Annotated in this window: 21 protein-coding genes, 1 tRNA gene and 1 riboswitch; of the genes, 3 read left to right on the top strand and 19 right to left on the bottom strand. The window is 72.7% G+C overall.

From position 1 onward, the window contains the following. Positions 1-13 precede the first annotated feature (13 nt). Positions 14-1,984 carry a hypothetical protein gene (locus tag ACIOC1_RS29630; protein ID WP_401310233.1) on the bottom strand — a complete coding sequence of 657 codons (1,971 nt, stop codon included), beginning with the start codon at positions 1,982-1,984 and terminating at the stop codon, positions 14-16. A gap of 231 nt (positions 1,985-2,215) precedes the next feature. Here ACIOC1_RS29630 and ACIOC1_RS29635 point away from each other — a divergent pair, with 231 nt between their 5' ends. Next, the gene (locus ACIOC1_RS29635) at positions 2,216-3,085 is read left to right on the top strand and encodes a bifunctional DNA primase/polymerase (protein WP_401856985.1); all 870 of its coding nucleotides are present in this window, start codon (positions 2,216-2,218) and stop codon (positions 3,083-3,085) included. A 373-nt stretch (positions 3,086-3,458) separates the two neighbouring features. Here ACIOC1_RS29635 and ACIOC1_RS29640 read toward each other — a convergent pair. The 4 genes from ACIOC1_RS29640 to ACIOC1_RS29655 form a co-directional block, all read right to left on the bottom strand. Then, positions 3,459-3,544, bottom strand: a tRNA-Leu gene (locus ACIOC1_RS29640). 362 nt (positions 3,545-3,906) lie between these two features. Next, entirely contained in the window at positions 3,907-5,226 is a 1,320-nt protein-coding gene (locus ACIOC1_RS29645; protein ID WP_355346932.1) for a cyclopropane-fatty-acyl-phospholipid synthase family protein, read from the bottom strand. Positions 5,227-5,537: 311 nt separating this feature from the next. After that, entirely contained in the window at positions 5,538-6,926 is a 1,389-nt protein-coding gene (locus ACIOC1_RS29650; RefSeq protein WP_355346929.1) for an NAD(P)/FAD-dependent oxidoreductase, read from the bottom strand. A gap of 333 nt (positions 6,927-7,259) precedes the next feature. Then, a complete protein-coding gene (locus tag ACIOC1_RS29655; RefSeq protein ID WP_355346926.1) occupies positions 7,260-10,001 on the bottom strand; it encodes an NACHT domain-containing protein in 2,742 nt (913 codons plus the stop codon). 432 nt (positions 10,002-10,433) lie between these two features. Between ACIOC1_RS29655 and ACIOC1_RS29660 the strand changes: the two genes are divergently transcribed. Continuing rightward, a complete protein-coding gene (locus ACIOC1_RS29660; protein ID WP_401856987.1) occupies positions 10,434-11,207 on the top strand; it encodes a class I SAM-dependent methyltransferase in 774 nt (257 codons plus the stop codon). Here ACIOC1_RS29660 and ACIOC1_RS29665 read toward each other — a convergent pair. The 14 genes from ACIOC1_RS29665 to ACIOC1_RS29730 all read right to left on the bottom strand — a co-directional run bounded on the left by ACIOC1_RS29665 (position 11,204) and on the right by ACIOC1_RS29730 (position 25,199). After that, a complete protein-coding gene (locus ACIOC1_RS29665; RefSeq protein WP_391051597.1) occupies positions 11,204-12,214 on the bottom strand; it encodes an exopolyphosphatase in 1,011 nt (336 codons plus the stop codon). The genes ACIOC1_RS29660 and ACIOC1_RS29665 overlap by 4 nt on opposite strands. Further along, positions 12,211-12,819: a DUF501 domain-containing protein gene (locus tag ACIOC1_RS29670; protein ID WP_401856989.1), complete on the bottom strand. Its 609-nt coding sequence runs from the start codon at positions 12,817-12,819 to the stop codon at positions 12,211-12,213. Before ACIOC1_RS29670 ends, ACIOC1_RS29665 begins: the two co-directional genes overlap by 4 nt. 41 nt (positions 12,820-12,860) lie before the next feature. Further along, positions 12,861-13,355, bottom strand: a complete 495-nt coding sequence (locus tag ACIOC1_RS29675; protein ID WP_355346914.1) for a septum formation initiator family protein — start codon at positions 13,353-13,355, stop codon at positions 12,861-12,863. A gap of 138 nt (positions 13,356-13,493) precedes the next feature. Next, positions 13,494-14,774, bottom strand: coding sequence for a phosphopyruvate hydratase (gene eno / locus ACIOC1_RS29680; RefSeq protein WP_355346911.1), 1,281 nt, complete (start codon positions 14,772-14,774; stop codon positions 13,494-13,496). 168 nt (positions 14,775-14,942) lie between these two features. Then, complete coding sequence (locus tag ACIOC1_RS29685) at positions 14,943-15,656, bottom strand: transglycosylase family protein (RefSeq protein WP_401856992.1); 714 nt, start codon at positions 15,654-15,656, stop codon at positions 14,943-14,945. A 3-nt stretch (positions 15,657-15,659) separates the two neighbouring features. Beyond that, positions 15,660-15,843, bottom strand: a riboswitch (cyclic di-AMP (ydaO/yuaA leader). A 305-nt stretch (positions 15,844-16,148) separates the two neighbouring features. Beyond that, the gene (locus tag ACIOC1_RS29690; RefSeq protein ID WP_401856994.1) at positions 16,149-17,201 is read right to left on the bottom strand and encodes a transglycosylase family protein; all 1,053 of its coding nucleotides are present in this window, start codon (positions 17,199-17,201) and stop codon (positions 16,149-16,151) included. Between the two features lie 297 nt (positions 17,202-17,498). Next, a complete protein-coding gene (locus tag ACIOC1_RS29695; RefSeq protein ID WP_401856996.1) occupies positions 17,499-18,836 on the bottom strand; it encodes a cytochrome P450 in 1,338 nt (445 codons plus the stop codon). A gap of 93 nt (positions 18,837-18,929) precedes the next feature. Then, positions 18,930-19,640: an endonuclease V gene (locus tag ACIOC1_RS29700; RefSeq protein WP_401856998.1), complete on the bottom strand. Its 711-nt coding sequence runs from the start codon at positions 19,638-19,640 to the stop codon at positions 18,930-18,932. Between the two features lie 5 nt (positions 19,641-19,645). Continuing rightward, positions 19,646-20,719 (bottom strand): nucleoside triphosphate pyrophosphohydrolase, encoded by a 1,074-nt coding sequence (locus tag ACIOC1_RS29705; protein WP_401857000.1) that lies wholly within the window; start codon positions 20,717-20,719, stop codon positions 19,646-19,648. Between the two features lie 72 nt (positions 20,720-20,791). Next, positions 20,792-21,460, bottom strand: a complete 669-nt coding sequence (locus tag ACIOC1_RS29710; protein ID WP_355346893.1) for a SurA N-terminal domain-containing protein — start codon at positions 21,458-21,460, stop codon at positions 20,792-20,794. Between the two features lie 250 nt (positions 21,461-21,710). After that, the gene (locus ACIOC1_RS29715) at positions 21,711-22,472 is read right to left on the bottom strand and encodes a glycoside hydrolase domain-containing protein (RefSeq protein ID WP_391051698.1); all 762 of its coding nucleotides are present in this window, start codon (positions 22,470-22,472) and stop codon (positions 21,711-21,713) included. A 466-nt stretch (positions 22,473-22,938) separates the two neighbouring features. Then, positions 22,939-23,721, bottom strand: a complete 783-nt coding sequence (locus tag ACIOC1_RS29720; protein WP_355346890.1) for an HNH endonuclease family protein — start codon at positions 23,719-23,721, stop codon at positions 22,939-22,941. Between the two features lie 99 nt (positions 23,722-23,820). Beyond that, positions 23,821-24,378, bottom strand: a complete 558-nt coding sequence (locus ACIOC1_RS29725) for a hypothetical protein (protein WP_401857003.1) — start codon at positions 24,376-24,378, stop codon at positions 23,821-23,823. Between the two features lie 203 nt (positions 24,379-24,581). After that, positions 24,582-25,199 (bottom strand): hypothetical protein, encoded by a 618-nt coding sequence (locus ACIOC1_RS29730; RefSeq protein ID WP_401857004.1) that lies wholly within the window; start codon positions 25,197-25,199, stop codon positions 24,582-24,584. A gap of 406 nt (positions 25,200-25,605) precedes the next feature. Here ACIOC1_RS29730 and ACIOC1_RS29735 point away from each other — a divergent pair, with 406 nt between their 5' ends. Next, positions 25,606-26,367: an SMI1/KNR4 family protein gene (locus tag ACIOC1_RS29735; protein ID WP_401857006.1), complete on the top strand. Its 762-nt coding sequence runs from the start codon at positions 25,606-25,608 to the stop codon at positions 26,365-26,367. The last annotated feature ends 103 nt before the right edge of the window (positions 26,368-26,470 follow it).

Below are 26,470 nucleotides of genomic sequence, written 5' to 3' on the forward strand. Positions count from 1 at the left end.
CCAGGACGGACCCTCAGTCACGTCGGCGCCGGAAGAGTCCGCGGCGGGGCGGACCCGCGGCGGCGGTTTCCGCGGCCGTTTCCCGCACGGCTTCCGCTTGTTCGCCTTGCTCGCCCTGTTCGGCTCGTTCGGCTCGTTCGCCTTGCTCGGCGTGTGCGTCCGAGCGGCGGACGGCGGCCAGCAGGTCACGGGCGAGGCTCGTATAGGTGTCGTCCAGCCAGGGGCAGAGCAGCACCAGGCGGCACAGCGAGCCGAGGACGGTCACCTCACGGGTCTGGTACGCCTTCGCCGCGTCCAGCATCCGTTCGGTCAGGCGCAGGCCGACGTCGGCGCGGACGGCCGGGTCGCCCCAGGCGGTGGCCACCATGGCGAAGGCCGCCGTCTCGTTGACCCAGTCCTCGGGGCCGTGCAGCAGGTCGAGCAGGACCGCGCGGCGCCGGGAGTCCTCCCACGGCTCGTCGGCGCGGTGGTGGGCCACGCCCAGGCAGGCGAAGGTCTGCACGGCGCGAATCCACAGCTCGGGGCGGTGGTCGCGCAGGAAGCGGCCCTGGTCGTCGTCCGGCGGCTGCGGCGGGTGGGCGAGGACGCCGAGCAGGTCGTCGAGGCCGAGCCCGGCCAGCCGCACCGCGTGGTCGTACGCGGCGGGCAGGTGCGGCCAGCTCACCGAGGCGGTGTCCTGGACCAGCCCCGCGGCCTCGGGCGACGGCGGCGCGACGGCGGGCAGCGCGGCCAGGCCCTCGTACCGCCAGATCCGGACGGCGACCTCGGCGGTCGGCTGCCGGGGGTCGGGGTCGCCCGCCGCGTCGTTGACGAGCGTGCCGCCGGGCAGCGCGAGGGCGAAGGCGAGGGCGGCGCTCGGCGGTTCGACCGCGGAGGCGGACAGCTTCGCGCCGCCGCCGGACCGGATCGCCTGCGCGTCGGGGCTCTCCAGGATCTGGTGCAGGACGTTGACGGTCGCCTCGGTGGCGCTGTCGACCACGCCGAGCCACGGCTGCCACTCGCTGTGCCGGGCCAGGACGGTGCCCGCGTAGGGGTGGTCGGGGTGCTCGCGCAGGTGGTCGGTGAGGGCGACGAGATGGGCCGGGTCGCCGTCGGCGGCGTAGCGGACGCCGTGCACGGCCGGGGCGGCCTGCGGGTGCCGCGGGTCCGCGGTGACGGCCCGCTCGGCCCACGCCAGGCCCTGCTCGGCGCGGCCGGTGACCGCGTACAGCTCGGCGATGTCGACCATCAAGGAGAGGTCGGAGTCGTCCCTGGCCATCTCCTCCTCCCAGACCCGCAGTGCCTCGTCGGGGCGGCCCGCGGCGCGCAGCGCGTAGCCGAGCATGACGCTGGGCACGTGTCCCGGCTGGACCCGGCCCGCCTGCCGGGCCCAGGCGATGGCGCGGTCGTGGTCCTCGAAGCGGCGGGCGAGTCCCGAGCCGATGGCGGCGAGCTGCGCCTCGTCCGGGTGGCGTTCGACCACCGCGCGGGTCAGGTCGTAGAAGGGCCGCAACGCGTCGCGGGCGTGCTCGGGCACGGGGTCGGGCAGCGCGCCGCCGACCGCGCGGGCCAGCGCCTGCGTCATGACCTGCGGCGGCAGCAGTTCGGGCAGCCGGTCCTGGGTGAGCCAGGCGACGTGCGACCACGGCCGGTCGTACTCGGCGCGTACGGCGGCGGCGATCAGGCCGACCGCCTCGGCCCACTCGCCGCAGGCGGCCTGGAGGTGCGCCCGGCAGACGACGGCGCCGATGTAGGGGTGGTCGAGCGGGAAGAGGTCGAGCGCGGCGCGCGGGCCGCCCGCGCGGGTGGCGAGTTCGGTGAGCGCCTCGTGGGTCTCGGGGAGCAGCGGGTCGATGGCGACGGCGTTGCCCAGATGGCTCGCCGCGTGCGGCAGGTCGCCGCCGTCCATGATCAGCCGGGCCAGTGCCGTCTCGCCCTCGGCCGCCAGCCGTTCGTCACCGCCGCCCGCGCACAACTCGGCGTCCCCCGCGTGCAGTTCGTCCATCTCTCCCGCCCCTCCGTCGCGGCGCCGGCCCGCCTGGGGCCGGACTCGGACAGCTACGACCTGTCCGCGCCCGACCGTAGTACCCGCGCGTGTCGAACACGGTCACCGGGGTGTCACGGACGTGACCCGGAACGCACCGCCACACCGGCACGCGCAGTGGACGGTGGGCGCCGCGCGCGGTATTACTTGAGGGTGCAGACGAACACACGTTCGAACGTCAGGGAGCAGGCCATGCCACGCCCCGACCACACCCGCGCGCTGCACGCCGCCCTGCTCACCGCGGCGCGCGGCCTGCCGGTGATCCCGCTGTCCCGGACCAAACTGCCCGCCATCCGCTCACCGCACCGCGACGAGCCCCGTACGAGTGACTGCCGGGGCGCGTGCGGGCGTCCGGGACACGGTGTGTACGACGCGAGCACCGACCCGGCCCGGATTCGCTCCCTGTTCGCCGCCGCGCCCTGGGCGACGGGGTACGGGATCGCCTGCGGCCGGGCGCCGCACCATCTGATCGGCCTCGACCTCGACGTCAAGCACGGCGCCGACGGCGTCGCGGCGCTCACCGCCCTGGCCGCCGCCCACGGCTTCGCCGTGCCCGACACGGTCACGGTGCTCACCCCCAGCGGCGGACGCCACCTGTGGCTGACCGCGCCGACGCAGGTCCCCAACTCGGCGGGCCGCCTGGCGCCGGGCATCGACGTGCGCGGCGAGGGCGGTTACGTGGTCGGCCCCGGCTCGCGTACGGTCGCGGGCCGCTATCTGCTGGCGCCCGGCACCGCGGGCCATCCGCTGGCGTCCGCGCCGTCCGCGCTGCTGCTGCTCGCCGCGCCGCCACCGCCGGTCGCGCCGCCCCGCGATGCCTCCGCGCCGCGCCACCCCGCGGAGAAACGTGCCGCCGCGCTCGTCCGCTTCGTCCTGGATTCACACGAAGGAGAGCGCAACGGCCGGTTGTTCTGGGCCGCGTGCCGGGCGTACGACGCCGGTCTCGGCGAAGCGCTGGCACCGGCGCTGGTGACGGCGGCGGTGCACACCGGGCTGAGCGAGCGCGAGGCGGCGGCAACGGTGGCCTCGGCGGCCCGCCCGCGTACCTCCCCGCACCCGTAACCCCGGAACGAGGCACCCCGACGCCCCGGCACCCCGGCACGGGGTGCGGACCTCGCACCGGTCGGGTCGTACGGCTGCTGACCGGCTGCCCGCGACCGGGGTACGCACCGGCCTTCCCGGGCATGACGTGTACACCAGCTCACACCATGGGGGCCCGCATGCTCCACATCCTGATCGTCGCCGCGGTCATCGCCGCCATAGTCATCGCCATAGCCCTGGCCGTCACCGGCCGCCGCGGCCGCATCCGCTGAGGCCCGCCTCACGCGGGGGGGGGCAGCGCCCGTCGGCTCCGGGGGGCGTGGGGGCACCGTGCTGGCACGGTGCCCACCGGGCGGTCCTCTGGGTGGAGCGGGGTCACCGCCGGTGAGGGCGGTGGTGCCCGGAGCCGGACTTGAACCGGCACGCCCCCGAGGGGCAGCGAGGTTTAAGCTCGCCGTGTCTGCGTTCCACCATCCGGGCCGGCGAGGCGCAGTGAAAAGCGTATCGGGGTTGGAGATCCCGAACAGGGCGCCCAACCGGCCATGTTGTCTTATTTTAGGGGTTACTGACGGGGTGTTAGTACGAGTTCCAGGGTTCTTGGGCTGAACAGGCACCGTTCACAGCAGTATCAGTCGCCACGCACAAGTGACGCGAAATCGCTCTCCGCGACCGGATCTCGCCCTCCGCGCTCAGCCGGGCCCCGCTCAACTCGCCTCAGCACCACCCAAACCCAGCACAGCACAAACCCAGCCGGCTCGGCGCAACAGGCTCAGCTCAGCCGGGCTCGGCTCAGCCGGCTCGGCTCAACAGGCTCAGCTCAACCGGGCTCAGCTCAACCGGGCTCAGCTCAGCCACGCCGTGCGGGTCGCGGGCATGCCGGGGTCGCCGTCGGGGGCGGTGCGCACCGCGAGGACCTGGTTGACCCCGATCCGGTTGCGCTCGAAGGCCAGCGCCGAGGCCGCCATGTAGAGCCGCCAGACCCGGGCGCGCCCGGCCGACGTGGCCCGCGCGGCAGCGCCCCAGGCGTCCTCCAGATTGCGCACCCAGGCGCGCAGCGTGCGCCCGTAGTGCTCGCGCAGCGCCTCGACGTCCCGCACCTCGAACCCGGCCTCCTCCAGCCGGGCCACCGTCGACCCGACCGGCGCCAGCTCCCCGTCGGGGAAGACGTACCGGTCGATGAACTCGTCGATGCGGTACGACTCCTCGTCGCGCAGCGGGCGGCGCGCGATCTGGTGGTTGAGCAGCCGCCCGCCCGGCCGCAGCAGTCCGTACAGCGCCTGCGCGTACTCGCGGTATCGCTCGCTGCCGACGTGCTCGGCCATGCCGATGGACGAGATCGCGTCGTAGGGGCCGTCCTTGACGTCCCGGTAGTCCTGGACGCGGATGTCGATACGGTCGGTGAGCCCGGCCTCGGCGATCCGCTTGCGGGCGAAGGCGGCCTGCTCGGTGGAGAGCGTGACGCCGGTCGCGTGGACGCCGTAGTGCTCGACGGCGTGCAGCACCATCGACCCCCAGCCGCAGCCGACGTCCAGCAGCCGCATCCCCGGCCGGAGGCCCAGCTTGCGGCAGACCAGGTCGAGTTTGGCGGACTGCGCCTCCTCCAGCGTGGTCTTCTCGCCCTCCCACACCGCGCAGGAGTAGACCATCGAGGGGCCGAGGACCAGCGAGTAGAAATCGTTGCCCACGTCGTAGTGGTGGGCGATGGCCGCCTTGTCGCGCGGCCTGCTGTGGGCGATCCCGGTACGGCGGCGGACCTCCTCGGGCGGCGGCGGGGGCGGCAGCCCGGGCCCGGCCAGCGCGAGGGCCGCGCGGGCGACGCGGTAGTTCGCCGGGTCGCGCAGGACGCCCGCGGTACGGCGCACGGCGGCGGCCGTACTCTGCGCGGGCCCTTCCTCGCGCTCCCAGAACAGCCCGGACAGCAGGCCGAGCGCCTCGTAGAAGTCGCCGTCGACATCGAGGTCGCCGGAGACATAGGCGCGGGCCAGGCCCAGCTCGCCGGGCTTCCACAGCAGTCGGCGCAGCGCGCGGCGGCGCCGGATGACGAGGACGGGGGCGCCGGGCGGCCCGGCCTCGCTGCCGTCCCAGGCGCGCACGCGCAACGGGAACGGAGTCGAGAGGGCGTGGTCGGCGAGTTCGACGATTCTGTGAGCCGCGTCAGCCATGCTTCCGAGCGTACGACTGAAAGACAGTCTCCGCTGACGAATCTACGTTGCGGATACATGCATTTTTTCCGGGCCGCTCACCGGCGGCGGCGCGGGCGCCGCGCGGCGGAAGCGGAGGACGCCGCGCGGGTGCGCGGGACGGGCGGCGAGGCGCCGCCCCGACCGGACACGGCTGGGCGTCCGGCGGCTCGGGGGCAGGCCGCGCGGGCAGGTCCCGGAAACGGCGCCGGGTACGCCGAAGGGCGCCCGCACCACGGATGGCGGGCGCCCTTCGGACGGTGCAGCGGGTGCGGCGCGCGCGCCGCGGCGCGTCAGGACGCCTTGGCGGGTTCCGCCGTCTTCTCGGCGGGAGCCGGCACCGCCGCGGCCGGAACCGGAGCGGGGCGGGCGGCCTCGTAGAACTCCTCGCGCGGGTTCTCGATCGCGCCGAGCGAGACGACCTCGCGCTTGAGGAACATGCCGAGCGTCCAGTCGGCGAAGACCCGGATCTTGCGGTTCCAGGTCGGCACGGCCATGCCGTGGTAGCCGCGGTGCATGTACCAGGCCAGCCGGCCCTTGACCTTGATCTTGGCCTTGCCGAAGACGATCATCGCGACGCCCTTGTGCAGGCCGAGACCGGCGACGGCGCCCTTGTTCGCGTGCTTGTACTCCTGCTGCGGGAAGCCGCGCATTCCGGAGACCACGTTGTCGCCGAGCACCTTCGCCTGGCGGAGCGCGTGCTGGGCGTTCGGCGGGCACCAGGCGCCCTCGCCCGCGGCGAGGTCGGGGATCTGGGCGTTGTCGCCCGCGGCCCAGATGTAGTCGCTGCCCTGCACCTGGAGGGTGGGGGCGGTGTCCACGTGACCGCGCGGGCCCAGCGGCAGACCGAAGCGGGCGAGCGCCGGGTTGGGCTTCACACCGGCCGTCCACACGATGGTGGAGGCGTCGACCTCCAGGCCGTTGGCGAGCACCACGTGCTTGTCGACGCAGGACTTCATCGACGTGCTGAGGTAGACCTCGATGCCGCGCTCGCGCAGGTGCTCCAGGCCCCACGTGCCGAGCTGCGGGCCGACCTCGGGGAGGATCTTGTCCGCCGCGTCCACCAGGATGAAGCGCATGTCCTCGCGCTTCACGTTCGGGTAGTACTTGGCCGCGTCGCGGGCCATGTCCTCGACCTCGCCGATGGTCTCCGCACCCGCGAAGCCGCCGCCGACGAACACGAAGGTCAGCGCCTTGCGGCGGATGTCCTCGTCGGTCGTGGAGTCGGCCTTGTCGAGCTGCTCCAGGACGTGGTTGCGCAGGCCGATGGCCTCCTCCACGCCCTTCATCCCGATACCGTTCTCGGCCAGGCCGGGAATCGGGAAGGTACGGGAGACCGCGCCGAGCGCGATGATCAGGTAGTCGAACGGCAGCTCGTAGGACTCGCCCACGAGCGGCTCGACCGAGGCGACCTTGCGGTCCTGGTCGATGTCGACGACCCGGCCGGTGAGCACCTCGGCCCCGGGCAGGACGCGTCGCAGCGGGACGACGACATGCCGCGGGGAGATGCTGCCGGCGGCAGTCTCAGGAAGGAAGGGCTGGTACGTCATGTACGAGCGCGGGTCGACGACTGTGACGGTCGCCTCGCCGTACCGCATCTTCTTCATGATGCGACGCGCCGCGTACAGGCCGACGTAACCGCCGCCTACTACGAGGATCCGTGGACGCTCCGTGGTGCTCATGGCGACAAGTATTCAGCACGTCCCAGGGGGGTGCTCGTGAGCCCCTTCACAAGGTACTGGACACCCTGTGCTATCCTGCCCGGCTTCATGACCAGGGCCTATCTGACCTGCGCGGACTCCTCCGCACCGCCCGCTCCGGCCACCGCCTCTGAGCAGCGCTGATCGATCACCGCTCATCCGTCGTTCCGACGCCCGTCACACCGCCGAAACACTCTCCCGCCAAGGATTCAGGGGGTTTGACACGCGGTCACCTTGGAAAATTTGGGCCGCGGGGCGGGAACTTCATGTGAAGAGTTTCACAAAGCTTTTCCGGAGGAGGGTCCTCCGGCCGGGTCATCCGGCCCCCGTGCGGGTGAAGACGTGGGTCGTCCGGGTCCCCGGCGCGGCCTCCATCGTATGGGTCCAGTGCAGGAAGCCGGCCTCCTGAAGCTGCTGGTCGAGCCCGTCGTCGCCGTGGGAGTAGAGCCGGAATTCGGTCAGCGCGGGGAAGCACTCGCGGAGCCGTTTGAGGTAGTCCGCGACCTCGCCGACGCCGAACACCATGTCGGACCTGACCGCGAGGACGGACAGCCCCGGAAAGCGCTCCGCCAGCAGCCGCGGATCGAGCGTGGCCGGGGCGGCCCGCACCGACAGCAGCCATACCGCGCGCCGCGCTTCTGCGGGCCACAGCCCCGCCATGCGCCACGCGCTCAGGCCGCAGTCGGGACAGGCGCAGTCGTCGAACCACAGCTCCTGGACGCCCGGCGCCGTCGGCGCCGGGAACCGGTCGTGCCGGACGGAACCGTCGAGGGACAGCACCAGCAGGGCGGGGGGCAACTCGAGGCCGGACAGGCCCGGCTCGGGGTCGACCAGACGCAGTGAGCGCAGATTCCGCAGCCGCCGGACGACCGCGTAGCTGTCGGCGGCGCCGTCGACCGTGAGGTCCGTGACGCCGGTCAGCCGGTGGAGATGGGGCAGCTCGTGCGGCCCCACCGTCAGCGGCCCGAGCCAGGACAGTTCGGAGAGCACGACATGGGCGAACTCCGCCGTGTCGAAGTCGGGCCACATGCCGACCAGCCGCCGCTCGGTCTCCAGGTCGGGGACCGCGGCGAAACGGGCCAGCAGCCGCATGGCGGAGGGCCCGCCGACCAGGCGGCAGGTCTCCAGGATCGCCCGCACCACGCCGGGCGCCAACTCGGGCCGGGGGCCGGGCATCTGATCGAGCACCACCTCGCCGAGGTTCGCCAGCGCCGCGGCCTGCGCCGGATTCTGCGGGGGGATCAGCTCCGCCGCCCGCCGTCTCGCCTCGTCGACGACGCGCGGGTCGATCGCGGTGCCGTCGCCGACGCAGTCCACGGCGAGAACGGTCAGCCGCAGCCGGTGGGCCTTGTCCCGACGGGCCCGTTTCAACAGGGACTTGATCAGGTGATCGCGCTCGGAGTCCCGCGCCCGCCCGGACACCATCACCACGACGTCCTGCCACTGGTCCTCGTGCGCGTGCTTGATCAGCAGGGCCAGATCGCCGTCGTTGAGCAACTGGTCCGCCGCCAGGTACTCCTGGAAGGTGCGGTGCACGAAGTCCACCGAGTCGTGTGCCGGGGCGCGCAACAGCCCCGATCGCTCCAGCAGTTGGCGGGCCACGGCGGCGGATTCCTCGGGGTACTGCGCCGAGTCCGCGAGGTACGCGGCCACCCGCCCGGTGAGCTGGGCGAAGGAGATCTCGGTCAGATCGTTGCGGATCATCCAGTACGCGAGCCTGCGCAGCAGCATCTCCTGGACTCCGCTGCGCAGCCGCGGGCCCTCCACCGCGATGTTCCGCTGCTGGTCGCGGCGGACCAGCAGCATCTCCAGCGCCGCGTCGTACACCTTGACCCGGTCGTCGGGAAGCTGCATGTCCCGGTCCCAGTGCAGCGCGCAGAGCAGGGCGCACAGCAGCGGGTTCCCGCCGAGTCTGCGCAACTCGCGCCGCTCGGACAGGCTGCGCACGAGAGCGTGCTCGTACGTCGTCAGGCGCGCCCGTTCCTCCGCGTCCTCGGCGGTGGACCGCATGGTGGTGTGCCAGTGCTCGATGAACTGGTTCTGGTCCGACGGACTCATCGGGGCCAGTTCGAAGGAGGCGAAGCCCATCGGGGCGAGCCAGCGTTCGGTCACGGCCGCCTGCCGCGAGGTGACGACATACCGGCAGTCCGGGTATCCGCTGGTCAACTCGCGCAGCCAGTCGCGGACTTCGTCGCGGCGGCTCGCGGGCAGTTCGTCCACGCCGTCGATCAGCACCAGGCTGTGCGCGGAGTCCAGCGCGTCCCGGACGAAGCCGTCCGGCGCGACGTCGGCGAGCGTCCTGGCCGCGTAGGTCAGGAAGTCCTCGGGGGCGGGCAGCGGCCGTTCGGCGAAGTGCCGCAGCGGGAGGAAGAACGGCGTCGCGCCGTTCCACCGGCCCATCGGCTCCGGCAGATCGCCCCGAATGGCCCCCACGGCAAGCCACTTGAGCAGCGTGGTCTTGCCGGAACCGGCGTCTCCCCTGATCAGCACCCGCTTGGCGGCGTGGATCGCCTCCTGCACGCGCTGGGCGCTGCCCTCGCCCTGGACGGTGAGGCTGATGTACGACGTGCTCATCCGGTAGCGGAAGTCCGAACGGCGCAGTGTCACACCGAACAGCTCCATCGTGTCCAGCAACGTCTCCACGCACGGGTGGTACTTGGCGAGGAACGCCTGCTCGGCCGCGGTGCGTACGGCCGCGGCCGACGGCGCCGGTTCCCCGTCCGCCGCGGCCTTCGCCGTCAACGTCGCTTCCCGCTCGGCCGACTTGGCCCGCACCCACCGCTCGCGGCACTCGCGCCGGACGGCCTCCGCGCGCTCCCGGCCGCCGCCCTCGTGGAGGACGCAGGCCACCGCGATCGAGACGGCGTCATCGACCGAGGGCAGGCTCTCGCCCTGCAACGCCCGGCCCAGCGTGGACTTCGGTACGGGGCGGCCGCGCGGTACGGCGCCGGTCAGCCGGGCCAGGACGGCCAGCGACGGGTCGCCCGCGTGGGCCCGTAATCGTGCCAGCCACACCGCGAAGTCGGCCGCCGCCGACAGGTCCTCCGACTGATCCATGCCCCGCCGTTCCGGTCTGCCCAACCCTGTCCAGCCCTGCCCGAGCCCGTCCAACCCTGTCCAACCCTGTCCAGCATCTTCCCGCGTGCTGGAGGCGGTGTCCGGGCTCCGGCTCAACTCGTCACGTACACAGAGAAGAAGGGGAAGGACATCGTGACGGTCATCGAGACGGCGGCGGCAGCCGCGCGGACGGAATTCAGCTGAGAAAGTGTGCCGGCGCTCGCCCCGGGAGGCCCTTCGCCGGGCTTCCGCGGGGCCGCCGGGGACGTGCGGGCGGCCCCCCGGCGGACTCCCCCGGCCGGGTCGGACCAGGCCCGCAGGCGGCGCGTGAAGGGGTCGCCACAAAGGCTCTGACCTGGGCTTTCATGCCCGATGGGCCTAGCGTTCTCCCTGTCGGAAACGCCGGAGAAGACCGGAGAAGAGGGGGCTGGCGTGGAGCGGGACATCAGGTCGGTGGAGGACGTACTGAGGCTGCTGGACGGGCTGTTCGCCGCGGACGCGGACCGGTGGACGGCAGGGGCCGCCGGGTGGTGGGACGGGTTCTACGGGGACCGGGAACGCGGAGTGCCGTTCTTCGTGGACAAGCCGGACGAGAACCTGGTGTCCTGCCTGGACCGGGAGGTGGTGCGGCCGGGACGGGCGTTGGACCTGGGGTGCGGGCCGGGGCGCAACGCGGTGCTGCTGGCGCGGCGCGGCTTCGAGGTGGACGCCGTCGACCTGTCACCGGCCGCCGTGCGATGGGCGCGGGAGCGGGCGCGCGCGGCCGGGGTGGAGGGAATCCGCTTCCACGAAGGGGACGCCTTCGCGCTGAGCGAGGGCGGCGACGGCGACGGCATGGGCATGGGCGCGGGCGCGGGCGCGTTGAGCGGGCCGTACGACCTGGTCTGCGACTCCGGCTGCTTCCACCATCTGCCGCCGCACCGCAGGATCAGCTATCTGGCGCTGCTCGACCGCGTGCTCGCCCCCGGCGGGCATCTCGCGCTCACCTGCTTCGCCGCGGGGGCGATGGGCTCGGAACTGCCCGACGCGGACTTCTACCGGGACGCGCGGCTGCACGGCGGCCTCGGCTACACCCCCGAGTCGCTGCGCTGGATCTTCTCCGGCCTGACCGAGGTCGAACTGCGCCGCATGCGCGACGAGCCGAAGGACTCCCCGCACTTCGGGGAGCCCTTCCTCTGGACGGCCCTGTTCCGCAGGGACGGCTAGGGCCTGTCCCGGCCCGCCGACTCCGCCACCGCGTACGCGATCCCGTCGAGGATGTCGTGTTCGCTGACCACGACCTCCTTCGCGCCCGTGCGCTCCATGATCCGCAGCAGCACCAGCGCGCCCGCGCCGATCACGTCCACGCGGCCCTCGTGCATCACGGGGATCGCGGCGCGCTCGGCGTGGGTGGCGGCCAGCAGCCGGGCGGTGATCTCCGCGACCTGCTCGACGGTGATACGGGAGTGGTGGATCGCGGCGGAGTCGTACGCGGCCAGGCCGAGCGCGATGCCCGCGACGGTGGTGACCGACCCGGCCAGACCCACGAGCGTACGGGCCCGGTCGAGGGGGACGGCGCGGGCCGCCTCGTCCAGGGCGGCGTCGATGTCGGCGCGGATCGCGGCCACCCGGTCGCCGGTCGGCGGGTCGACGACCGCGCCGTCCGCCACCAGGTGCCGTTCGGTCAGACGGACGCAGCCGATGTCGACCGAGCGGGCGGCGGTGACCGTGTCGTCGCCGAGGACGAACTCGGTGGAGCCGCCGCCGATGTCGACCACCAGATACGGCGTGTCCAGGGCCTCGGCACCGGTCAGGCCGCGGGTGGCGCCGGTGAAGGAGTAGGCGGCCTCCTGGTCGCCGCTGATCACCTCGGGCTCGACGCCGAGGAGGGAGACGACTCCGCGTACGAAGTCGTCCCGGTTCTCCGCGTCGCGGGACGCGGAGGTCGCCACGAAGCGGACGCGGTCCGCGCTGACGCCGTGCTCCGCGATCACCTCCGCGTACTCGCGGCAGGCCGCGAAGGTCCGCTCCAGCGCCTCGGGGGCCAGCCGCCCCGTGCGGTCCACGCCCTGGCCGAGCCGGACGATCCGCATCCTGCGGTCGAGGTCGGTCAGCGCGCCGGTCGCGGGGTCGACGTCGGCGACGAGCAGCCGGATCGAATTCGTCCCGCAGTCGACGGCCGCCACGCGGACGGTCGTGCCCCGCGGCCCGTCGGTCGCCGTAGCGGTCGTCACGCGGACTCCTCCGTCTCGGGGGCGGTCGCGGTCGCGGTTCCGGTTCCGGTCCCGGTCGCGGTTACGGTTCCGGTCCCGGTCCCGGTCTCCGTCGCGGGGGCGACGCACGGGCCCTTCGCCCACCACTCGGGCAGCATGGCGATGGCCTCGTCGCCGAGCGGGTTCACGCCGGGGCCCGCGGCCAGGGAGTGGCCGACGAGCACGTGCAGGCACTTGACGCGGTCCGGCATGCCGCCCGCGCTGGGGAAGCCCTCCAGGACCTCGATGGCGTCGCGCCGCGCGATGTAGTCCTCGTGGGCCGCGCGGTAGGCCGCGGCCAGCTCCTCGTCCTCGGCGAGCCGGGCGGTCATCGTCTTCATCACGCCGTCGGCCTCCAGCGTGCCGATCGCGGACGCGGCGCGCGGACAGGTCAGGTAGTACAGCGTCGGGAAGGGCGTGCCGTCCTCCAGCCGGGGCTGGGTCTCGACCACGTCCGGGTTGCCGCAGGGGCAGCGGTGCGCGATCGCGCGCAGGCCGCGCGGCGGGCGGCCGAGCTGCGCCGTGAACGCGGCGACGTCCGCGTCGGTGGGCGGGGTGGGGGCGGTGGGCTCGGGGTGCTTCGTCATGGGCCGTTCTAGGTCGGGGGCGGTACGCGGGGGGCGAGGGGTCAGTGCCGGGGCGCGGCGGCGGCGTCGGCGTGGTCGAGGCTGTCCCACAGATTGTCGTACCAGGGGCGGTGTGCGGCGGCCTCGTTCGTCGTCCGGTGGTCGGCGGCGGCGTCCCCGGTCGGGGCCGGCGCCGCCACGTTGTAGCCGGTCTCGCCGGGCAGGACGAAGTGCAGGTGCTCGCGGGCCTGCGTCCGTACGTACTGCGGGTCCTGCCAGCGCGCCTTCTCCTCGCGGAGCTCCTCGACCCGCTGGCGGGCCTTCTGGGCCTCGCGGCGCTGGTCGGCGATGTCGGAGCGCTGGGCGATGTACTGCCGCGTCGGGTAGGCGAGCGCCACGACCAGGGCGCACAGCACCAGGGCGAGCAGCGCCGCGCGGCCGGTGAGCTTGTTGCGCCGCGGCGGGCGCCGCTTGGCCGCCGCCCGGTACACCCGGGCCTGCGCCTCCTGGCCGATGGCCTTCAGCCGGGCCGAGGTGGAGAACCGATCCGCCCCCACGCCGTGTCTCCCCTCGCCGTCCTCGCACGCCGTCGCGTCCACACGCTGCCGTACGGGCGCGCACGCCAGTACGTCCCCGCCCACGGTACGGGACCGGGTGCGGGGACGTACGGAGGCCGGGGCCCGGAAACGGACGGCTCAGTGCTTGAAGCGGGGGAACGCCGAGCGACCCGCGTACACGGCGGCGTCGTCCAGGATCTCCTCGATCCGCAGGAGCTGGTTGTACTTGGCGACGCGCTCGGAGCGGGCCGGGGCGCCGGTCTTGATCTGACCGCAGTTGGTGGCGACGGCCAGGTCGGCGATGGTGACGTCCTCGGTCTCGCCGGAGCGGTGCGACATCATGCACTTGTAGCCGTTGCGCTGGGCCAGCTCGACGGCGTCCAGCGTCTCGGTGAGCGAGCCGATCTGGTTGACCTTCACCAGCAGCGCGTTCGCCGTGTCGTTGTCGATGCCCTTCTGCAGGCGCTCGGGGTTGGTGACGAACAGGTCGTCGCCGACGATCTGCACCTTGCTGCCGAGCTTCTCGGTGAGGACCTTCCAGCCCGCCCAGTCGTCCTCGAACAGCGGGTCCTCGATGGAGACCAGCGGGTAGGAGGCGACCAGGTCCTCGTAGTACTCGGTCATCTCGGCGGCCGAGCGCTCCTTGCCCTCGAACTGGTACTTGCCGTCCTTGTAGAACTCGGAGGCGGCGACGTCCAGCGCGAGCGCGATGTCCTGGCCGGGCGCGTACCCGGCCTGCTTGATGGCCTCGATGATCAGGTCGAGCGCCTCGCGGTTCGAGCCGAGATTCGGCGCGAAACCGCCCTCGTCGCCGAGGCCGGTGGACAGGCCCTTGGTCTTCAGCACGCCCTTGAGCGTGTGGTAGACCTCGGCGCCCCAGCGCAGCGCCTCGGAGAAGGACTCCGCGCCGACGGGGGCGATCATGAACTCCTGGATGTCGACGTTGGAGTCCGCGTGCGAGCCGCCGTTGAGGATGTTCATCATCGGCACGGGCAGCACATGCGCGTTCGGGCCGCCCAGGTAGCGGAAGAGCGGCAGGTCGGACGCCTCGGAGGCGGCGTGCGCCACGGCGAGCGAGACGCCGAGGATCGCGTTGGCGCCGAGCGAGGACTTGTCGGGCGTGGCGTCCAGGTCGAACATCGCCTGGTCGATCAGCCGCTGCTCGGTGGCGTCGTAGCCGACCAGCTCCGGGCCGATCTGCTCGATGACGGCGAGGACGGCCTTTTCGACGCCCTTGCCCTGGTAGCGGTTCTTGTCGCCGTCGCGGAGTTCGAGGGCCTCGAATGCGCCGGTGGAGGCGCCGGACGGGACCGCCGCGCGGCCGGTGCTGCCGTCGTCGAGGCCGACCTCGACCTCGACGGTGGGGTTGCCTCGCGAGTCGAGGATTTCCCGGGCTACGACGACGTCGATGGACGGCACGAGTGTCTCCTTCAGTCCTTCTGAGATGTCTCTGTCTTTTTCGACCTGAGCCTAACCGTCTTCGGTGTCGCGCCCGGTACCGAGCCCGGACCCTGAGACGGAAAAAGGCCCCGGCCGGGCACGCTCGGGGGAGAGTACGTGCCCGGCCGGGGATCACATCCCGTGGCCTCAGCCCAGGTGCAGGTGCTGGCCCGGGTAGATCAGGTTGGCGTCCTGCACGATGTCCTTGTTCAGGTCGAACAGGTGCTGCCAGCCGCCGGAGACGTGGTGCGCGGTGGCGATCTTGGAGAGCGAGTCGCCGGAGACGACGGTGTACTCGCCGTTGCCCTTGCCGTGGCTCTTGTGGTGGGTGACCGGCGCGGAGGTCTCGGCCGGGGCCGGGGTGCTCTGCTGCTGCGACGGCTGCGAGGAGCTGTCGGAGGAGCCGGTGTTCGAGGAGTCCGAGCTGCTGGAGCTGGAAGACGACGACGAGGAGGACGAGGACGAGGACGGCGACGAGGTGTCGACGTTCGCCGCGGAGCCGCCCGAGGTCAGGTTGCCGGCGCCGGCGCAGGCCCAGGCACCCGGGCCCTGCATGGCGAGCAGCTTCTCGGCGGTGGCGATCTGCTGGTCCTTGGTGGCCAGGTCGGCGCGCGCGGCGTACTGGGTGCCGCCCGCGGCCTCCCAGCTCGACTGCGAGAACTGGAGGCCACCGTAGTAGCCGTTGCCGGTGTTGATGGACCAGTTGCCGCCGGACTCGCACTGGGCGACGGCGTCCCACGTGGAGACGGAGGCGGCGGAGGCGGAGGTGGCTCCGAGGAGCGGTACGGCGATCGCGGTGCCGGTGACACCGGCGAGCGCGGCGATGCGGACGAGCTTGGACGTACGGCGGTGCTTAGCCATGGTTCGTGTCCTCACCGACGCCTGCGAGGTGAGCTGTCGGGTTCGGGCGTGAGTTGCCCGGCCGGATCCGCGACCGCGGATTCCGTGCTTAACCCCGAGCCGGTGCGTTCCGCAGGCTGCGTGCCGTACGAACGTGACCGGCGAAAGACCTTGGGTCCCCCGCTCCTGCCTACGGCGCTTTCGCGTCGACTGTTCCCGTCGGTCGGCGGCAGGACTCGGCGTTCCTGACCGGCGGGGCCCGCTGTGGCGAGCGATGACGACGCTAAGCACAGGCGCCGGAAAGGACAAACATCCGCGTTCCGCCCGCGCACCGCTCCCGCCCCCAGGGCGGGTTCAGAGAATCGCAGGTCACAGGGGCCGGTTTCAGCGCTCTGCGAGCGGGCGGTCACAGGGGCGGGCGAGAGGCTTGTCACACGGGCCGCGGAGGACGTCGTACGGTTCGTCCGGTTTGCCCCCGCGGCCGTGACGGACGGTCAGGAAGACGCGGAGCCCTCAGCCGAGGTCAAGTGTCAGGATCTGACCCGGTTTGATGAGGTTCGGGTCCTGGCCGATCACCTGCCGGTTGGCGTCGTAGAGACCGCTCCAGCCGCCCTGGACGTGGTGGCTGGAGGCGATACCGGCGAGCGAGTCGCCGTACGCGACGGTGTAGTCGTGGCCGCCGTCGGCGCTGTGTCCGGTGTCGCTGGCGCCGGTGGCTCCGGTGCTGCCGTCGTCCGAGCCCTTGCCGATGTCCGTACCGCTGTCCGCGCCCGCGTCCGCGTCCGTGACGGCGGTCAGCTCCGTACGGGTCGCCTGGTCGGCCGCGGCCAGCTCGGCGTCGGTGGGCACGTACGGCTTCGCGTGGCGGCCCGTGCCGGGCGTCGCGGGCGCGTCGGCGGTGGGCGAGCCCGGAGTGGTCCGCGAGCCGTCACCGGGCGACGTGGGGGTGACGGGGGCGGTGGGCGCCGTGGGCGTCACCGGGGTGACCGTCGAGCCGTCGGCGGGCCCGGTGGGGGTGTCCGTCCCCGGCGCGGTCGGGATGATCGTCGGCAGCGACGGGTCGGTGTTCGAGCCCCCGGTGCCGCCGGAGCCGCCGGTCGTGGCGTCGCCGGAGGGCGGGGTCGAGGCGGACGGCGCCGGGGTGGTGGGGGTGGCCGCGGGCGTGCCGCCCGCCACGGGCGGCGTCACGGCGTCCAGCAGCCCCGTACCGTCCTCGCAGCCGGGCCAGGCGTTCGGCCCGAGGTCGGCGAGCATCCGCTCGGCGACGGCGATCTGTTCCGTCCTGGACGCGAGGTCGGGGCGTGGCGCGTACGCCTGGCCGCCGTAGGCGTTCCAGGTGTCCTGGGTGATCGCCAGGCCGCCGTAGAAGCCGTTGCTCGGGTCGGCGCTCCACAGGCCGCCGGTCTCGCATATCGCGACTTTGTCCCACGTGCTGGAGTCCGCGGCGTGCGCGGCCCCCGCGCCGAGGAGCGGGAGTGCGATCCCCGCGCCGGTCGCCGCGACGGTCACCATGGCCGCCGGGGCCTGTCGCGGTCGGCGGTGCCGGCCGTTCCCGGACGAGAGCATGCGGTCGCCTTTCTCGTAAGCCTTACGCGCCGGAGCGCGGTGCGTGACGTGACGGCGGCGGGGAGCGGGCCGGAGCCCGCCGACGTTGCTGGTGCTGTTGCTGCTGTTTCCGCTTCCGCTTCCGTGACGTCCGCCGCGTCTGGCGCGAGCCGTCCGCGAGAGGTGGCCGTCCGTACGCACCGTGCCCGTACGAGCGACCGCGCTTCTCGCGTTGACCGCAGAACGTAGCGGTGTTGGCCAACGGATCACAAGTCGGTGTAGCGATCATCACGTCGCGATCACGACCGTGACGCGCCGTCACTTCTGTTGCGCGGCCTCGGCGGTGAACGACACCGGCAGCGTACGCAGTCCGCGCATGATCAGTCCGCCGCGCCAGCGCAATTCGGCCGGATCCGCCGCGAGCCGCAGGTCGGGGAGGCGGGTGAGAAGGGACGCGAGCGCCGTCCTGGCTTCCAGCCGCGCCAGCGGCGCGCCCAGGCAGTAGTGGATGCCGTGGCCGTAACCGAGGTGGGGATTGTCACGCCGGGCCAGATCGACGGTATCGGGCGCGTTGAAGCGCGCGGGGTCGCGATCGGCCGCCGCGAGTACCACCAGTACGGGGTCGCCCGCCGCGATCGACTGACCGCCGAGGCTCAGGTCGCCGGTCGCGTAGCGCCAGGTGGCCAGCTCCACCGGGCCGTCGTAGCGCAGCAGTTCCTCCACCGCGGTCTCCAGCAGGCCGGTCTCGCCCGCGGCCAGCGACTCCTGGAGGCGGGCGCGCTGCTCCGGGTGGCGGAGCAAGGTGTGCACCCCGTTGCCGATGAGGTTCACAGTCGTCTCAAAACCGGCGAAGAGCAGGATGAAGGCCATGCCGGCGGCCTCGTTCTCCGTCAGGTGCTCGCCGTGGTCGCTCGCCCGGATCAGACCGGAGATCAGGTCCTCGCCCGGGTCTTCTCTCTTACGGTGGATCAGCTCGACCAGATACGCGCGCATCCGCTTCACCGACCGCGCCACTCCGCCGCGCGGGCCGCCGCCGTGCCGGATCATCATCCCCGCCCAGTCCCGGAAGTCGTCCTGGTCCTGCGGCGGCACGCCCAGCAGGTCGCAGATCGCGTAGATCGGCAGCGGGAAGGCGAAGTCGTGGATGAGGTCCGCCTCGCCGCTCGCCGCGAAGCCGTCGATGAAACGGTCCGTCAGCTCCTGCACCCGCGGCCCGAACTCCGCGACCCTGCGCGGGGTGAACGCCTTCGACACCAGGCGGCGCAGCCGCGTGTGGTCCGGCGGATCGATGTTCAGCAGATGCGTCATCAGATCCGCGCTGCGCTCCCCCGGAATCCCGGTCTTCCCCTTCGCCCCCGCCGACTCCGCGTGATGCACCGGATTCTTGCTCAGCCGCCCCTCCGCCAGCGCCTCCCGCGCGTCCGCGTACCGCGTCACCAGCCACGCCTCCACCCCGCTGGGCAACGTGGTCCGCCGCACGGGCGCGTGCTCCCGCAGCCAGGCGTAGGCGGGGTAGGGGTCGGTGGCGAATTCCCACGTGAAGAGGGTGGGTCCGCCGTCGGCCGGGTCGGTGGGGGCGGGGGTGGGGCCGGTGGGCGAGTCGGCGGTGGGGTCGGTGGTGGGGTCGGTGGTGGGGTCGGTGGTGGGGTCGGTCATGCGCCGACGCTATCCGGCCCGGCCGCGTTCCCGGCTCACCGGGACCTGGCCGTTGCGGGGGCGGAGGCCGTTGCGGGGGCGGGGGCGGGGGCGTCAGGGGCTCTCTGAGGTTGTGGACGCCAGGGCGACGCGGCTCAGGCGGTCGGACTGGCGGGTGGTTTCGGGGAGGCGGTAGGCGGGGGCGAGGGTCAGGGTGTGGGCGCAGGCGGTGGCGAGGTCGATGCCGTGGCCGGTGGAGACGTAGACGGGCTTGACGCCGGTCCGGGTGCGCAGGGCGCGGCCGACGGTTTCGCCGCCGTCGAGGAGGTCGGCGTACGCGCCGCGCTCCGGGGCGAGGGCGTCGGGGTCGTAGCGGCCGACGAACGGGGTCTTGGCGACTCCGGCGGTCGGCAGCCCGGTGAGCACGCCCAGGTGGCAGGCGAGGCCGAAGCGGCGCGGGTGGGACAGGCCGTGGCCGTCGCAGAGCAGCAGGTCGGGGGTGGCCCGCAGGGTGCGCAACGCCTCGACGAGGACGGGTAGTTCGCGGAAGGCGAAGAGTCCGGGCACGTACGGGAAGGTCGTGGTCGCGGTGGCCGTGGCGCGCTCGACCACGTCGAGCGTCGCGGTGTCGATGACGACCACGGCCGCCGCGACGAGGTCCCCGGTGCCGCGTCCGTCGCCCGCGTAGGCGACGTCGAGCCCGGCGACCAGGCGGGGCGCGGCCGGTCCGGGGCCGCGGTGGTCGGCCAGCGGGCGCAGCCGGTCCTGGAGCGCCAGCGCCTCCGCCTCGTCGGCCGGCCAGGCGTGCGGCACGTCGACGCGCATCGGGGCTAGCCCGCCTCGGTCGTACGGGGTGGCTCGGCGGTCCGGGTCCGCTCCGCCGTACGGATCGCGTCGCGGTAGCGGCGGGCCGCGTGGCGCAGGGCGGCTTCCGGGTCGAGGCCCGCGGCCTGGGCGGCGGCGGCCTCGGCGAGGAGGTGGTCCCCGAGGGCGGTCTCGTCGGTGGCGGGGGTGGCAGGGGCGGGGGTGCCGTCAGCCGGGGTGCCGTCGGCCGGGGTGCCGTCGGCCGGGAGCGGGAGGTCGGCCTCCCGGGCGCGGCCCGCGAGCTTGGCGGCCAGGGCGAGGGCGGGCGAGGCGAGGGGCACGCCGTCGGTGACCGAGTCGCGGGACTTCTCGACGCCCTTGAGACGGATCCAGTTCGCCCGCACCTGCTCGGGGGTCTCGGCGACCTCGTCGCCGAAGATGTGCGGGTGCCGGTGGACGAGCTTGTCCACCAGTCCCCCGGCCACGTCGTCGATGCCGAACGGCTCCTCGGGGTCGCCCTCCGCGATGGCCGCGTGGAAGACGACCTGGAGCAGGACGTCGCCCAGTTCCTCGCGCACCGCCGCGCGGTCCCCCTCCTCGATCGCCTCGACCAGCTCGTACATCTCCTCGATGCCGTACTTCGCCAGGTCCTCGTGCGTCCGCAGGCTGCTCCACGGGCACTCGGCCCTGATCCGGTCCATCACCTGGACGAGGTCGAGCAGCCGGGCGCCGGGCAGGTCGTACGAGCCGGGCAGCAGCTCCAGGTCGGGCATGGCGACCCGTCCCGAGCCGCCGAGCCTGGCCAGTTCGTCGGTGACGGCCGGGTCGCCCGCGCCGCCGCCGGGCGGCAGATAGACGACCGTACGGCCGCCCGCCGTCGCGTCCACCAGCTCGCGCCCGCCGGGCGTCGCCAGCTCGACCCGTACCCCCGCCTCGCGCAGATACGGGAGCTGCGGATGCTCGGGGTCGGCGCAGACCACGAGGTCGGCCTCGCGCAGCGTCTGCCAGGCGGGCCAGGAGAGCTGTCCCGGCGCGACCCGGTGGCTGGTCGTGAGCAGCACCAGCCGCCCGGGCGCGTTCGCGTCGTCTACGTCGTTCACCCCTCGAACGTACCCCGGACCACCGACATGCCCTGCGGGCGGCCGCTGCACGGACCGCGCGGCCGGGTCCGCCTACGCGCTCGGGTCCGCCGGGGTCGCCGTCTTGGTCACGACCCACGGCTCGTTGGTGGCGCCGACGATGGCCTTCTTGGCGTCCCAGGTGCCGTAGCGCGGGTTGACGTCCACGCCGAGCGACTTCGCGGTCTTGGAGATGACGGCGATGGCCGCCGCGTTCCCGGTGTCGCTGCCGGGCTGGAAGCCGAGGCTCTGGATCAGCTTGCCGACGGCGATGTTGGTCCGCAGGAAGGTGTCGATGCCGGACGGCACGATGTCGTACTGCTGGAGCAGCGCCGCCTCGAACTGGCTCTCGTCACCGCCGAACTGCTGCAACGCCTGCGCGTGCGACTGCTGCACCTCGGCGGTGCTGACCGAGAGCCCGGCGTCGGACACGGCCTTGTCGATCACCTTGTTCTGCACCAGCATGCTCAGCGTCTGCTGCGGCAGCTTGCCGCTCTGCCCGATGAGCTGCGCCGCCTGCGGCGACTTGCTCTGCGCGTCGCGCACCTGGTCGACCTCGTGCTGGAGCGTGGCGATCGAGATCTTCTGGTCCCCGACCACCGCCGCGGCCCCCGGGTGCGCGGGTCCCGAACCGCACGCGGTGAGGGCGGGCGATGCCGCCAGCAGCGCGGCTGCGGCGATCGAGACGGCGGTGCGGCGGCGGACCATGGTGCCTCCCGGCATGGGAACGACCTAGCGGTACTGAAGCGATGATCGAGTACGAGGATATGGACCGGGGCCCGCCGATTTCCAGCACTCGGCGCAAACGGCTCTCCTCGCGGGGGAGAGTACGCCTCGCGGCCGGGCCGCCGCGCACCCGGTGGGCCTCGGACGCTCCCGGGGCGTCCCTGTCGCCCCGCCGCGTCCCTGGCGCCTTTGTCCCCTCTACCGCCGCGCCGCCCGCACCGCCCGCGCCACCCTCACCGCCCCGCCGTCAGACGACGGCGACCGGGCCGTCCCAGGCGTCGCGGTCCACGGTCAGCGTGACGCCGCCGTAGGTCTCCTTGGAGTTGACCAGGAACTGGTGTCCGCGCCGGTGCCCGGTCCACAGATTCGCGGCGAACGGGAAGCCGGAGGTGGTGCTGTTGACGCCGTCGTACTTGGCGTACCAGAAGGCGTCCGGCATGTCGTCCATGGTCGCCTTGGCCGCCGCCACGGCAGCGGCGCTGGACGAGCTGAAGCCGTAGAAGCCCGCCAGGTAACCGCCGGTGTGCAGCGCCCGGTTCCACGCCTGGACGTAGGTGAGGACGGCGTTGTTGCACGAGGTGTCGGAGACGGCGTACGGCTCCATGTCGAGGTAGAGCGCACTGGCCGGGCGCATACCGAGGGCCGCGGCCTTCTTCACCGCGTCGGCGCCGTCGCGCGCGCCGAGCGTGGCCGCGTTGGCCGCCGTGAGCCGTTCGGGGCTGTTGCCGGTCTGGCAGGGCGGCTGCGCGCCGACGTAGATCGGGATGAGCTTCCAGCCCGCCGCGCTGACGGTCGTCACCCACGAGGACGTCAACTGGGGTTGTGCGCAGCCGCGGTTGGCGCCGCCGATGTAGACCGCGGCGGCGCCGTAGGGCGAACCGCTCTTCCAGGACGCCATCTTGCTCGCGCTGGGCGCGGTGCAGGTGTCGAAGGCGAGGCCGGTGAAGGTGCGGACGAAGCCGCTGAACGGCGCGGCCGGACGGCGGGTCTGGCGGGGTACGGACGGCAGGGAGCCGGGGACCGAGGCGACCGGGTTGCCGGGCTTGGCCGTCTGGGCGGCGGCCGGGGCGTGCGACGCGGAGGGGCTGCCGCTCGGGGTGCCGGCCGGGGAGCCCTTCGGGGCCGCGTTCTTGGCGCCGTTCGGTGCGTTGAGGGTGCTCGTCGCGCCCTGCGGGGCGTTCGCGTCGGCGGACCGGTTGGCGGCCTGGCCGGCCGCCGCAGACCCGCCCGTTCCGCCGCCGGACGTGGCGCCCACGGCGAGTGCGCCGCCGCCCCCGACGACGATCACTGCGGCGACTGTCGCGATGACGCGGTACCGCATCGGCTTGGGCAGGCGACGGCTGTTCGACACGGGGTCCTCTGGGGGCTCGGGCGGCGCGATCCACCAGAGGCGATCGGAGTGATCGCGGTGCGCGCGGCCAGCAAAGTATGGCGGGGCCGCGCGCCGTTGACAATCACACCGCGGCCCCCCGGCGTCACCCTCCGCACTGCGCGAGCATCGTGTCCTTGTCCGCGCTGGTCACCGGCAGTTGGTACTTGATCGAGACCTGTGCGACCCGGACCGCGTACGAGCACCGGATCTGCTTGTTCGGCGGCAGCCAGGATGCCGGTCCCGAGTCGCTCTTCGAGCCGTTGGACGGGCCGTCGACCGGGATGAGGTTGAGCGGGTCGTTGGCGATCGACTCCCGCTTGTCCTTGCTCCAGTGCGCCGCGCCCATCTGCCAGTCGTACGACAGCGGCATCACGTGGTCGATCTGGACCGTGGTGGCCTTGGTCTTGGTCCACTTGATGACCCGGCCGGTGTACGGGTCGTTGAGCGTCATCGTCGCGATCACGCACTTGGACGTGCCCTTGTAGTGGACGTCGTCGCCGTCCCGCTTCAGCAGGTCGTTACGCGTGTCGCAGCCGTTGTGCGCGAAGGGGACGGAGGGCGCGGAGTCCATCCACGCGGCGCCGAACTGCGCCCGCGAGTAACCCGTCTTGGGGCCGCGGCCCTTGGTCTTCACCTTGGCGATCAGGTCGCGCGCCTTCTTCTTGTCGGCGTCCGAGGTGATCGCGGCCAGACCGGCCTTCGTCCCGTCCGGGTTGTCCAGCGGGCTCACCGCCCGCCCGTTGCCGGCCGCGGGGCCCGCCGCTCCCGACGGGTTCGCGCTGCCCGTCGGGTCGGCGCCGAGCGTCGTGTCCTTGCACCCCGCCACGCCGATCACCGCGAGCAGGGTCGCGGCGCAGGCGAGGCGCCGGGATATCCGTCTGTCCATGTACGCACCTCGGAGGTCGTCGTCCGGGGACGCAACGGCACCGCCCCCCCTGCCCCTACACAATCACGCCTGCCCCGGCGTGCCCCACTTACGTCGTCCTCATCTCCCCATCTCCCCAGGCTGCCCGCCGAATTGACCGGCCGCCAGGGTCAGCCAGCGCCGCCCCGCCTCCCTCGACCTCTCGCGGATCGCGCCGTCCGCCGCCCCTGACGTCAGGTCGGCGATGTCCCGCCGCTGCGTCTCGTCCTCCCCGGTCAGCAGATCGGCGCCGCAGCGCCGCCCGAGCCGGAACGCCATGTCGCGCAGGACCGACGAGCACCCGAGGACCGGCTCCGCGCCCATGGCCGTGTGCAGCGCCACCGCCCCCTGATACGCGAACGCCCGCGCCCCCGACGCCCCGTCACCCTCGACCAGTTCCCGCATCCCCTCGATGCGCCCGCGCCCCTCCGTCAGCGTCCCGGGCGTCCACAGCGCCTCCAACTCCGCTGCGTACGCCTCCAGATCCGCCGTACGCCCGTCCCCGGCCACCACCCAGAACAAGATCGCCGCCGCCCGCTCGACACAGGCCGCCCCGAACACCGCCGCCTGCTCCCGCGTCGCGCTCCGCGCGAACTCCCCCGTCACCGCTTCCGCCCCCCGACCTTCACTCGATGACATCCCGGAATCTCCGCACATACCTCCGCGCCGGCTCCTGTACCGTCCCGGTCCCACGCTTCCCCCTCCCGTACGGCTCTCATACGGGAGCCAGGTCGTCGGTCTGCCTCCGGCGCTCCTCGCCAGCCAAGCAGACCGCTCTTCCTCCGGGTCGTCACATGAACGAAGAAAGTCGTTCCGGCAGGACGGGACCCCCGTCCCGTGCGTCATCGCGCCGCGAACACCCGCAGGACAGCGGTCAGTTGGCCGCTGTACTCATCACAGGCGGCCTCAAGGCGTCGGCCGACAGGGGACGTGAGGAGATCCGCACCGGCCGGGGCGGCGAGAACGGCGTCGTGACACTCGGCCTCGACGGCGAGGTTCCGTGCGCCGAAGTGCCCTGGCCCGTAGACGCGCTGGTCGATCTCGGTGAGCGATCCCGTCCTGTAGTCGTCGAGGTAGACGGCCATCGCGCGGGCGACGTCGATGATCCGCTCGGTGTCGGCTTCGCTCATCTCGCCGAGGGCGTCCGCGAGCATCAACCAGCCGTTGAGAGCTTCCAGTTGGAAGCTCTCCGCGAACTCCGGCTCGATCTCCGACTCGAACAGCGGGGCGGCGGTCAACGCGGCGACCGCCCGGGCGAACTCCGCACCGCTCCCGCCGTCCGCCACGTCCGCCCCGGCCCGGAGCAGTTCCCCGAGCGCCGCCGGGTCCACTCCCCACTGCTCGGGCATCGCCATACCGACCAACGGCCCCCGCAGTCGCCGCAGCGCGAAATACGCCGCCTGGTAGCGCTGCCCCCGCCCCATGGCCGCGACCTGCGCCGACAGCCCTTCGTTACTCAACCCGTCCGACCGACTCACCGTTCCGCCCACCTACCCGGTCCTCCCGGCACCGACGACGAATTCCGTCCTTGAGCGCTCGTCACACGATCACCATCTGACATCGAACCCTGGGTACCGAGCCGCCCAGTCCTTGGCAACCCGCTTGACGGTCGCCGCATCCACCGCCCTCACGGGTTCACCTCCACTGTCACGTTCACACCTCGCGGTTGATGCAACCTGTGAAATCCCCCAGGACCGCAAGCAGGCAACGGAGTCGCGCTAGTGCTCTGACCGCTTAGAATTCGTCACGCGATCTGCTTGCCTCGGTGCTCTACCAGGACTTCGGACCCGCCCGGTAGGGCTGCTCTCGCTGGCGGCCCGATCGTCTCTGGGTGATGCGCCGCGTGCTTCCGGTACGGTTCGCGGCATGACCGGCGTGTTCGACGTGGCCCAGGCTCTCTACGGCGGAGTCACCGACCAGGGGCGGGCGTGGGCCTTTGTCCGCGGCTTCGCCGCTGCTTGGGACGCACCGTTGACCGAGGATGACGGCACGCCGGCAGCGGAACTGGCGCAAGCCGAGGCGACGCTCGGCTGCTCCCTGCCGGCCGCGCTGCGCGAGGTCTACACGCTCCTGGGTAGGCGGTCCGGCCTGATCGCCAACCAGGATCCGCTGCTGCCGCCCGCCGAGATGTTCGTGCATGACGAGTGCGGCGGTGTCCTCGTCTTCCGTAGCGAAAACCAGGGCTGCGCCTTCTGGGGCGTGCGCCTGCGCGACCTTGAGCAAGACGATCCGCCGGTGTTCGTCCAGGCGCGGCACGGCTGGGTGCCGTTCTTGGACCGGGTGTCTCTGGCCTGCGTCGAGCTCGTACTGAGCGAGGCACTGTTCGGCAGCGGAGGTCGGCTGTACAACGCGTGCGAGCTGCCGGCGGACCTGCTTGGGACGGTGCCTGACCGCTTCCAGCGGGTCGCACTGCCCGATTATCCGATGTGGACAGGGCCGGAGGACTTTCCAGTGCGTTGGTTCTCCGCCCCGGGAAAGCTGCTGCGCCAGGATGGCTTGGGCACCCACAGCTGGCTGCACGTCCGGGGCCGGACCATGGCCGACCTGGAGGCGATCTGCGAGACCGTCCCCGGCCGGTGGGCCCTGGGATACGCCGAGCCGCCGGACGCCGAGCCGCTGCCCTTCTGAAGCGTCATGATGCGGGTCTGTTAGGACGTCTCCAGCAGATGGGGCTGCGGGCCAGAGATTCGAAGGCGTCGTGAAGTTCGGTGCGGCGTTCCCACCGAACAGC

The organism is Streptomyces sp. NPDC088197 (assembly GCF_044741185.1).
Taxonomy (GTDB): Bacteria; Actinomycetota; Actinomycetes; order Streptomycetales; family Streptomycetaceae; genus Actinacidiphila.

Bases quoted from the DNA above. Each gene is read 5' to 3' on its own strand.
- ACIOC1_RS29630 (WP_401310233.1), bottom strand. From the start codon at position 1,984: ATGGACGAACTGCACGCGGGGGACGCCGAGTTGTGCGCGGGCGGCGGT.
- ACIOC1_RS29635 (WP_401856985.1), top strand. From the start codon at position 2,216: ATGCCACGCCCCGACCACACCCGCGCGCTGCACGCCGCCCTGCTCACC.
- ACIOC1_RS29645 (WP_355346932.1), bottom strand. From the start codon at position 5,226: ATGGCTGACGCGGCTCACAGAATCGTCGAACTCGCCGACCACGCCCTC.
- ACIOC1_RS29650 (WP_355346929.1), bottom strand. From the start codon at position 6,926: ATGAGCACCACGGAGCGTCCACGGATCCTCGTAGTAGGCGGCGGTTAC.
- ACIOC1_RS29655 (WP_355346926.1), bottom strand. From the start codon at position 10,001: ATGGATCAGTCGGAGGACCTGTCGGCGGCGGCCGACTTCGCGGTGTGG.
- ACIOC1_RS29670 (WP_401856989.1), bottom strand. From the start codon at position 12,819: ATGACGAAGCACCCCGAGCCCACCGCCCCCACCCCGCCCACCGACGCG.
- ACIOC1_RS29685 (WP_401856992.1), bottom strand. From the start codon at position 15,656: ATGGCTAAGCACCGCCGTACGTCCAAGCTCGTCCGCATCGCCGCGCTC.
- ACIOC1_RS29690 (WP_401856994.1), bottom strand. From the start codon at position 17,201: ATGCTCTCGTCCGGGAACGGCCGGCACCGCCGACCGCGACAGGCCCCG.
- ACIOC1_RS29695 (WP_401856996.1), bottom strand. From the start codon at position 18,836: ATGACCGACCCCACCACCGACCCCACCACCGACCCCACCACCGACCCC.
- ACIOC1_RS29700 (WP_401856998.1), bottom strand. From the start codon at position 19,640: ATGCGCGTCGACGTGCCGCACGCCTGGCCGGCCGACGAGGCGGAGGCG.
- ACIOC1_RS29710 (WP_355346893.1), bottom strand. From the start codon at position 21,460: ATGCCGGGAGGCACCATGGTCCGCCGCCGCACCGCCGTCTCGATCGCC.
- ACIOC1_RS29720 (WP_355346890.1), bottom strand. From the start codon at position 23,721: ATGGACAGACGGATATCCCGGCGCCTCGCCTGCGCCGCGACCCTGCTC.
- ACIOC1_RS29725 (WP_401857003.1), bottom strand. From the start codon at position 24,378: ATGTCATCGAGTGAAGGTCGGGGGGCGGAAGCGGTGACGGGGGAGTTC.
- ACIOC1_RS29735 (WP_401857006.1), top strand. From the start codon at position 25,606: ATGACCGGCGTGTTCGACGTGGCCCAGGCTCTCTACGGCGGAGTCACC.